This is a genomic window from Streptomyces bikiniensis (assembly GCF_000716625.1).
Lineage (GTDB): Bacteria > Actinomycetota > Actinomycetes > Streptomycetales > Streptomycetaceae > Streptomyces > Streptomyces bikiniensis.
The window spans coordinates 1-8522 of the sequence record NZ_JNXJ01000086.1 but is presented as its reverse complement, the minus strand read 5'-3'; the positions used below and the strand labels follow the sequence as shown (position 1 = coordinate 8522).

At 68.4% G+C, this 8522-nt stretch carries 7 protein-coding genes; 5 read left to right on the top strand and 2 right to left on the bottom strand.

Annotated elements, in window-relative coordinates; all coding sequences use genetic code 11:
* Window positions 1-17: 17 nt before the first annotated feature.
* Window positions 18-1409 carry an APC family permease gene (locus OO47_RS32585; protein ID WP_037665305.1) on the bottom strand — a complete coding sequence of 464 codons (1392 nt, stop codon included), beginning with the start codon at window positions 1407-1409 and terminating at the stop codon, window positions 18-20.
* A 135-nt stretch (window positions 1410-1544) separates the two neighbouring features.
* On the opposite strand from OO47_RS32585, the gene OO47_RS32580 reads away from it, so the two are divergent.
* Complete coding sequence (locus OO47_RS32580; protein ID WP_030223327.1) at window positions 1545-2588, top strand: 4-hydroxy-3-methylbut-2-enyl diphosphate reductase; 1044 nt, start codon at window positions 1545-1547, stop codon at window positions 2586-2588.
* Window positions 2589-2682: 94 nt separating this feature from the next.
* The gene (ppgK, locus tag OO47_RS32575; RefSeq protein WP_030223329.1) at window positions 2683-3429 is read left to right on the top strand and encodes a polyphosphate--glucose phosphotransferase; all 747 of its coding nucleotides are present in this window, start codon (window positions 2683-2685) and stop codon (window positions 3427-3429) included.
* 134 nt (window positions 3430-3563) lie between these two features.
* On the opposite strand, the gene OO47_RS32570 is transcribed toward ppgK, so the two are convergent.
* The gene (locus OO47_RS32570) at window positions 3564-4079 is read right to left on the bottom strand and encodes a DUF6542 domain-containing protein (RefSeq protein ID WP_234323384.1); all 516 of its coding nucleotides are present in this window, start codon (window positions 4077-4079) and stop codon (window positions 3564-3566) included.
* Window positions 4080-4534: 455 nt separating this feature from the next.
* Here OO47_RS32570 and ychF point away from each other — a divergent pair, with 455 nt between their 5' ends.
* The 3 genes from ychF (at window position 4535) to OO47_RS34325 (ending at window position 8478) form a co-directional block, all read left to right on the top strand.
* On the top strand, window positions 4535-5623 hold the full coding sequence (gene ychF, locus OO47_RS32565; protein ID WP_030223334.1) for a redox-regulated ATPase YchF: 1089 nt from the start codon (window positions 4535-4537) through the stop codon (window positions 5621-5623).
* A 288-nt stretch (window positions 5624-5911) separates the two neighbouring features.
* The gene (locus tag OO47_RS32560; RefSeq protein ID WP_030223336.1) at window positions 5912-7657 is read left to right on the top strand and encodes an HsdM family class I SAM-dependent methyltransferase; all 1746 of its coding nucleotides are present in this window, start codon (window positions 5912-5914) and stop codon (window positions 7655-7657) included.
* Complete coding sequence (locus tag OO47_RS34325) at window positions 7654-8478, top strand: restriction endonuclease subunit S domain-containing protein (protein ID WP_158708747.1); 825 nt, start codon at window positions 7654-7656, stop codon at window positions 8476-8478. The genes OO47_RS32560 and OO47_RS34325 overlap by 4 nt, the downstream gene beginning before the upstream one ends.
* Window positions 8479-8522 lie beyond the last annotated feature (44 nt).

Genomic DNA, 8522 nt, shown 5'->3' with positions numbered 1-8522 from the left:
TACGGCCCCGCCCGTGCTCACCGCGTCCGCTTCGCCCCCTGGACGGCGAGGACCACCAGGCCCACGCCCAGCCAGACCACGCCCACCACCTGGGCCTCGACCGAGGCCTCGACGATCACCGCGACCAGGATCGCCGCGCCGAGGACCGGCACCACCACGTGCTTGAGCACGTCCGGCGGCCCCTCCGCCCTCCGTACGGCGAACCAGCCCACCACGCTCGCGTGCAGCAGGACGAAGGCGGTGAGCGCGCCGACGTCGACCACCGACACCAGGTGGTCGAGGCCGTCGTCCCGCCGGGCCGCCCACACCGCCGCGACCATCGTCACCGTGGCGGACACGAGCAGCGCCACGCGCGGCACGCCCCCGTCCGTACGGGCCAGTAGGTGCGGCAGCCGCCGGTCGCGGCCCATCGCGAAGAGCAGCCGCCCGCCGGCCGCCTGTCCGGCGAGCGCCGCGAAGGCAGCGCCGATCGCCTTGGAGACGGCCACCAGATCGTGCAGCCAGTCGCCGACCGAGGCGTCCACGGCGTCGTAGAAGGCGGAGCCCTGCTTGCCGGGGTCGGCGGCCAACTCGGCGGAGGAGACCGGTTCGAGCAGCGCCACCAGCCAGGTCTGGGCCACGAAGAGCACACCGGCGAGGGCCAGGCAGAACAGCAGCGCCCGCGCCACCTTCGCGGAGCCGCCCGTGACCTCCTCCGCGAAGGAGGCGATGGCGTCGAAGCCCAGGTAGGAGAGGACGGCGACCGAGACCGCGCCGAGCACCGCCGCGAGCGAGAACGACGCGTCGCCGGTCAGCGGCGACCACCAGTCCCGCTGCGCCCCGTCCCGTACGAGCACCACCACCGCCGACACGACGAAGACGAGCAGGACGGCGATCTCCATCGCGAGCACCGCGAAACCGACGCGGGCCGCCGCCCGCACGCCCCACAGGTTGAGCAGGGTGGTGAGGACGACGGCGATCCCGGTCCACACCCACCGGTCGACCTCCGGGACCAGCGCCTCCATGGCGATGCCGGCGAAGAGGTAGGCGACGGCGGGGATCAGCAGGTAGTCGAGCATCGCCATCCACCCGGCGACGAAGCCCGGCCCCTCCCCGAGGCCCTTGCGCGCGTACGTGAAGACCGACCCGGCCTGGGGCGCGACCCGCACCATCTGGGCGTAGCTGAACGCCGTGAACGCCATGGCGACCGTCGCCACCACGTACACGAGCGCGACTGCGCCGTGCGACTTGGCGTCGAGCGTGCCGAAGACGCCGACCGGTGCCATGGGCGCGATGAAGAGCAGCCCGTAGACGACCAGGTCACGGAACCCGAGGTTCCGTCGGAGCCCCGTGTGGTCCGCACCGCCACCGCCGTCGCTGCCGCCACCGCCGTCGTTTCCGCCCGCCGCCACCTGCGATTCCTCGGCCATGGGGCCAGTTTCGGCCACGGGGGCGGAGGAATCGCTGAGCGACGCGGCGGTGGTGGTGGGGGACGCGGGTGTGCGGCGGCGCGGGGTTCCCCGGTGGGACACGGCGACGCGGGGGCACGGGGAGGCGGCCTTACGATGGGACGCATGACTGCAACGCCCGCGTCGACGCCCGATTCCGCCTCCGCGACGAACCGCCCGAAGCGTGTCCTGCTCGCCGCCCCCCGCGGCTACTGCGCGGGCGTGGACCGTGCCGTGATCGCGGTGGAGAAGGCCCTGGAGCAGTACGGGGCCCCGATCTACGTACGGCACGAGATCGTCCACAACAAGTACGTCGTCCAGACCCTGGAGCGGAAGGGCGCGATCTTCGTCGACCAGGCGACCGAGGTGCCGCCGGGCAACATCGTGATGTTCTCCGCGCACGGCGTCGCCCCGAGCGTCCACGAGGAGGCGCGCCGGGGCCGGCTCGCGACCATCGACGCGACCTGCCCGCTGGTGACCAAGGTCCACAAGGAGGCCGTGCGCTTCGCCAAGGAGGACTTCGACATCCTCCTCATCGGCCACGAGGGCCACGAGGAGGTCATCGGCACCTCCGGCGAGGCCCCGGACCACATCCAGCTGGTCGACGGGCCCGAGGACGTCGCCAAGGTCGAGGTCCGCGACCCCTCCCGGGTCGTCTGGCTCTCCCAGACGACGCTGTCGGTGAGCGAGACGATGGAGACGGTCGACGCGCTGAAGGAGAAGTTCCCGCAGCTGGTCTCCCCGCCGTCGGACGACATCTGCTACGCCACGCAGAACCGCCAGACCGCGATCAAGGAGCTGGCCGGCCAGGCCGAGCTGGTGATCGTCGTCGGCTCGAAGAACTCCTCGAACTCGATCCGCATGGTCGAGGTCGCCAAGCAGGCCGGCGTGCCCGCCGCGTACCTGGTGGACTTCGCGAGCGAGATCGACGAGGCCTGGCTGGAGGGCGTGAGCAGCGTCGGCCTCTCCTCCGGCGCCTCCGTCCCGGACGTCCTGGTGCAGGAGGTCCTGGAGTGGCTGGCCGAGCGCGGCTACGCGGACGTCGAGATCGTCAAGACGGCCGACGAGTCCCTGACCTTCTCGCTCCCGAAGGAGCTCCGCGACAAGGACCTGCGGGCCGTGGCGGAGCGGCTCGGCGCGGAGGAGCCGGCCGAGAAGTGACGACGCGGCCGGGAGGGCCCCGGTCGAGAAGTGACGACGCGGCCGGGGCCCCGGTCGAGGAGTAACGGGGCGCCCCAGCCCTTACGGTGGGTCCATGAACGTCTTCGGAGTGGACATCGGCGGCTCGGGCATCAAGGGCGCTCCCGTGGACCTGGAGCGCGGCACGCTCACCGAGGAGCGCCACAAGGTACTGACCCCGCAGCCCGCCACACCCGACGGTGTGGCGGGCTGCGTCGCGGAGGTCGTGGCGCACTTCGGCTGGACGGGGCCGGTCGGGATCACCTTCCCCGGCGTGGTGACGGGCTCCACGATCCGTACGGCCGCCAACGTGGACAAGTCCTGGATCGGCGTCGACGCGGGCGCGCTCGTCGGCCCGCGGATCGGGGGCCTCCCCGTGACCGTCCTGAACGACGCGGACGCGGCCGGGATCGCGGAGATGACCTTCGGCGCGGGCCGGGGCCGCAAGGGCACGGTGATCGTGCTGACCCTGGGCACGGGCATCGGCTCGGCCCTCTTCGTGGACGGCCGGCTCGTACCGAACACGGAGCTGGGCCACCTGGAGCTCAAGGGCCACGACGCGGAGAAGCGGGCCTCGACGAAGGCCAAGGAGGACGAGGACCTGAGCTGGGAGCACTGGGCGACCAAGCGGGTGCAGAAGTACCTCGCGCACGTGGAGATGCTGTTCTCGCCGGAGCTCTTCATCATCGGCGGCGGCGTCAGCCGCAAGGCGGACAAGTTCCTGCCGCTGATCGAGGGCATCAGGGCGGAGATCGTCCCGGCGGAGCTGCAGAACGACGCGGGGATCGTGGGCGCGGCGATGGCGGCGGCGGGAAGGGCGTAGGGGCGGGGCGGGGTAGGGCGGGGCGGGACAGGGGCCGGGGATCCGGTACGGCGGGAGCCCCGAGGGGTTTCACCGGATCACGGGATCACGAGGTCACAGGGGCACAGGGGCACAGGGGCGCAGGGGGCACGGGATCACCGGGCCTTGGCGGCTTTGGCGCCCTTCGCGCCCTTCGCGCCCTTCGCGGTCTTGGCGACCTCGGCGCTTCCGGCGAGGGGAGCGGCCGCCCCTGTGGTGGCCCGGGTGTGCTGCTGCCGGCGCCCCATGTCCCGTACCTTCCGGACGCTGGCGATGATGCCGGCGACCAGGGTGCCGCCGTACAGCCATCCGGCGTGTACGGCGAGGGCGGTCACGACGGCCATGGCCTGGCCGCCGAGGCCGCCCGTGCCGCCCGCGATGGGGAGGACGCCGACGGCGAAGGCGATGGGGACGCCGATGGGGGCGGTGACCAGGTCGGCGGTACGGACCCAGAGCGCGGTCAGGGCGCTGACCGGCAGGAACAGCAGCCCGTAGGCGACGGGGGAGCCGTCGAGGAGCAGCAGGTCGAGGAAGCCGATCACCAGCATGACGGCGGAGGCGAAGAGCCCGGCGCCGAGCCCGGTGAGCCGGGGGGCGGGCAGCCGCCGCAGGGCGAGGACGACAGGGGGCACGGATCGGCTGCCGGGCCGGCGGCCGGGGGCGGCCGTGCGCCCGGGAGCGCGACCGGCGGCACGGCGGACGGCACTACCGGCCGTACGGCCCGGGGTGCCCGGTGCCGGGGCCCGCTCGACGCGGGCGCCGCCGGGGGTACGGGGGGCTCTGCCGGTCACGCGGTACACGGCGGCGCCCTCCACGGGCGGGCCGGAGGGTGCGGCGGGCGCGGCGGGGGGTGGGGCGGCGGCCGGTGAAACGGGCGATTTCGGCCGTCGGCGCCCCTGGGGCTGACTTGTCCTGTGCTGCTCCACCCGACCAACGTAGGTCGGGAGGGGGCGGGAACCGGGTCCGGGACACGCCCTTTGGGTGACCTTGCCCCCGAGAACGGCCGGAGGGCGACGTCACCGGCCGGTTCGGCCCGCCCGTAAACTGGGGGATCGGCCCACCATCCACACTTCAGGAAGTCGCCACCGTGTCGCTCACGATCGGAATCGTCGGTCTGCCGAATGTCGGCAAGTCGACCCTGTTCAACGCCCTGACCAAGAACGACGTGCTGGCGGCCAACTACCCGTTCGCCACGATCGAGCCGAACGTCGGCGTCGTCGGCGTCCCGGACGCCCGCCTGACCAAGCTCGCGGAGATCTTCGGCTCGCAGCGCGTCCTCCCGGCGACGGTCGACTTCGTCGACATCGCGGGCATCGTGCGCGGCGCGAGCGAGGGTGAGGGCCTGGGCAACAAGTTCCTGGCGAACATCCGCGAGTCGGACGCGATCTGCCAGGTCATCCGCGCCTTCAAGGACGAGAACGTCGTGCACGTCGACGGCAAGGTCTCGCCGAAGGACGACATCGAGACGATCAACACGGAGCTGATCCTCGCGGACCTCCAGACGATCGAGAAGGTCCTGCCGCGCCTCCAGAAGGAGGCCAGGATCAAGAAGGACGTGGCGCCGAAGGTCGCCGCGGTCGAGGCGGCGCAGGCGATCCTGGAGAAGGGCGACACCCTCTTCTCGCAGGGGATCGTCCAGGGCTCGGAGAAGGCGGAGCTCCTCCACGACCTGCACCTGCTGACCACGAAGCCGTTCCTCTACGTCTTCAACGTGGACGAGGACGAGCTGACGGACGACGCGTTCAAGGCGGAGCAGAGCGCGCTGGTGGCCCCGGCGGAGGCGATCTTCCTGAACGCCAAGCTGGAGCAGGACCTCGCGGAGCTGGACGAGGAGGACGCCATGGAGCTCCTCCAGTCCGTCGGCGCCGAGGAGCCCGGCCTCGCCACCCTCGCCCGCGTCGGCTTCGACACCCTCGGCCTCCAGACCTACCTGACGGCCGGCCCCAAGGAGTCCCGCGCCTGGACGATCAAGAAGGGCGCCACGGCCCCCGAGGCGGCCGGCGTCATCCACACCGACTTCCAGAAGGGCTTCATCAAGGCCGAGGTCATCTCCTTCACCGACCTCGTCGCCACGGGCTCGGTCGCCGAAGCCCGCGCGGCCGGCAAGGCCCGCATGGAGGGCAAGGAGTACGTGATGCAGGACGGGGACGTGGTGGAGTTCCGCTTCAATGTGTAGCGGGTGATATACCACTACGTCGCTGATCTGGCAAACGTGCAGGTCAGGGAGGGCTCGGCTCTTCGGGGTCGGGCCCTTGATTTTTCCCGTGCTGGGATGGTGCTGAGATAGCTGACCCCTCGTCACCTGTCGTCATCCCTGGTCATCCGTACCGTGCTGAGATTGTGCTGGGACGTGGATGTGGTGCCGGTGCTGGGTTCTGCTCTGGTGAGTGGCTGAACCGTGGGACGGCGACTGCTGGCTCTGGCAAAGTGATCGGCACTGCTAGACGATTCTCGTGAGGAACTTGTGAGCGCGCTCGGTAGCTTCATCTGGTCTATCGCTGACCAACTTCGGGGCCCCTATCGCCCCAACCAGTACGGGACAGTGGTCCTCCCGTTCACGATCCTGCGACGGCTCGACTGTGTACTCGAGCCGGACCGCGCGGTGGTACGGGAGCTGGCTGCGAAGCACGAGAACCCGAACCGGCTCAAGGTCGAGGTTAAGAAGGCCACCGGACGGACCTTCTACAACACCTCCAACTACTCGTTCGCGAACCTGTTGGCCGACGCGGACGGGCTGGCAGATAACCTGGCCGACTACATCGACCGGTTCTCCAGCGATGTGGACGTGTTCGAGTACTTCGACTTCAAGAATGAGATCCTGGCTCTGGAGAAGGCTGGGCTCCTACGGGAGATCGTCAAGTCCTTCGGCAAGGTCGACCTCCACCCTGATGTGGTGTCGAACTCCGACATGGGTGACGCCTTCGAATACATCATCCGCAAGTTCAACGAGGCAGCGAACGAAACCTCCGGCGACCATTACACGCCGCGCGATGCGATCCGGCTGCTGGTCGACCTGCTCTTTGCGGAGAAGGACGTCGACCTCACCGAGGGCGGCATCATCCGATCGCTGTACGACCCCACCGCCGGCACCGGTGGCATGCTCTCCCTGGCAGAGGAGCATCTGCTCGCCGAGAACCCCGACGCGAAACTGAGCCTCTATGGCCAGGAGTACAACCCGCAGTCGTACGCCATCTGCAAGTCCGACTTGCTCGCCAAGGGCCATGACGCGACCAACATCGCCTTCGGCAACACGCTCACCGACGATGCCTTCAAGGGCCGCCAGTTCGACTACTGCATGTCCAATCCACCCTATGGCGTGGACTGGAAGCAGTACGCCAAGGCGATCAAGGAGGAGCGAGACTCCGCCGGCCCCTACGGCCGCTTCGCACCGGGTCTCCCCGCAACGTCCGACGGGCAAATGCTCTTCCTGCTCCACCTGGTCCACAAGATGCGCGCACCCGAGGATGGTGGCGGCCGCGTCGGCATCGTCATGAACGGCTCTCCGCTCTTCAATGGCGCCGCCGAATCCGGCCCTTCCAACATTCGACGGTGGCTGCTGGAGAACGACCTCGTCGAGGCGATCGTCGCCCTGCCGACCAACATGTTCTTCAACACCGGCATCGCCACCTACATCTGGATCCTGGACAACACCAAGCACCCCGATCGCCGGGGCAAGGTGCAACTGATCGACGGCACGTCGTTCTGGACAAAGATGCGCAAGAACCTCGGAGCCAAGGGACGCGAGATCAGTGACGCGGACCGGGCCGAGGTCGTGCGGCTGTATGACGACTTCGAAGACGCTGATCCTGAGTTCTCCAAGGTCCTGCGCAACGATGAGTTCGGCTACTGGACGGTCACCGTTGAGCGTCCTCTGCTGGACGAGGATGGGAATCCTGTCGTCAACCGCAAGGGTGACCCGAAGCCCGATTCGAAGAAGCGGGACACCGAGAACGTGCCCTTCACCTACGGCGGCTCGACCGCTGGCGCGGCAGCGGAGCGCGAAGTTATTCAGGAGTACTTCGACGCGGAGGTGAAGCCGCACGTTCCCGACGCCTGGATCGACTGGGCCAAGACCAAGACGGGGTACGAGATCCCGTTCACGCGGCACTTTTACAAGTACGTTCCGCCCCGGCCCCTCGCTGAGATCGACGCGGACTTGGAGAAGCAGGTCGCGAAGATCCTCAATTTGTTGCGGGAGGTGGAGGCGTGAGTACGCGACTCGGCACTGCTTGGGACGAGGTCGATGAACGTGTGGGTGACCGTCCGTCCGAACTACTGGCGGTCTCTCAGACCCATGGAGTTGTGCCGCGAAGTCAGATTGCTGACTCACCGCCACGCGCCGACGAATTCTCAAAGTATAAAGCTTGTCGCCCGGGCGACCTCGTGCTAAATCGGTTCAATGCATATCGTGGTGCCTTGGGGGTTGCGCCGGTTGCTGGCATGGTCAGTCCTGACTACCTCGTGGTGAGGCCACGAGACACAGCCGACGCCCGGTATCTCGTCTACTTGCTCCGGTCCCACTATGCGTCATCCGAGATGACGAAGTACATGGGCGGTATCGGCGGGAACGATCCAGATACCTCGGGCTTTTCTCGGATCGACGTGAGGGCGCTTAACAGGATGGAGGTACCGGAGTGGAGCGCTGCCCGCCAGCGTGCCATCGCCGACTATCTCGACCGCGAGACGGCCCGCATCGATGCGCTCATCGAGGAGCAACAGCGACTAATCGAGTTGCTGAGCGAACGACGTAACGCCGTACTCTCCGAAGCCTTTAGCGCCGGTCCGTCAACTGAAACGACGAGGGTCGGCAGGTTGCTGTCGGCTCGTCCCTCATACGGCGTGTTGGTGCCGAAATACGTGGATGAGGGGGAGGGTGTTCCATTCGTTCGGGTCGGCGACATTCTGAACCTCGCGCCGGAGCGACCGCTTTTGGCGATTGCACCTGAGCAGTCCAATGAGTACTCACGTACAAGAATCAGTGAGGGTTTCTCAACCTGCTTTGCGAGCTTGCCGGTTGACCTGACAGCATGACGAAACCCCTGGTAGATGGGTTTTCGACCAAGAGAACCGTCTCC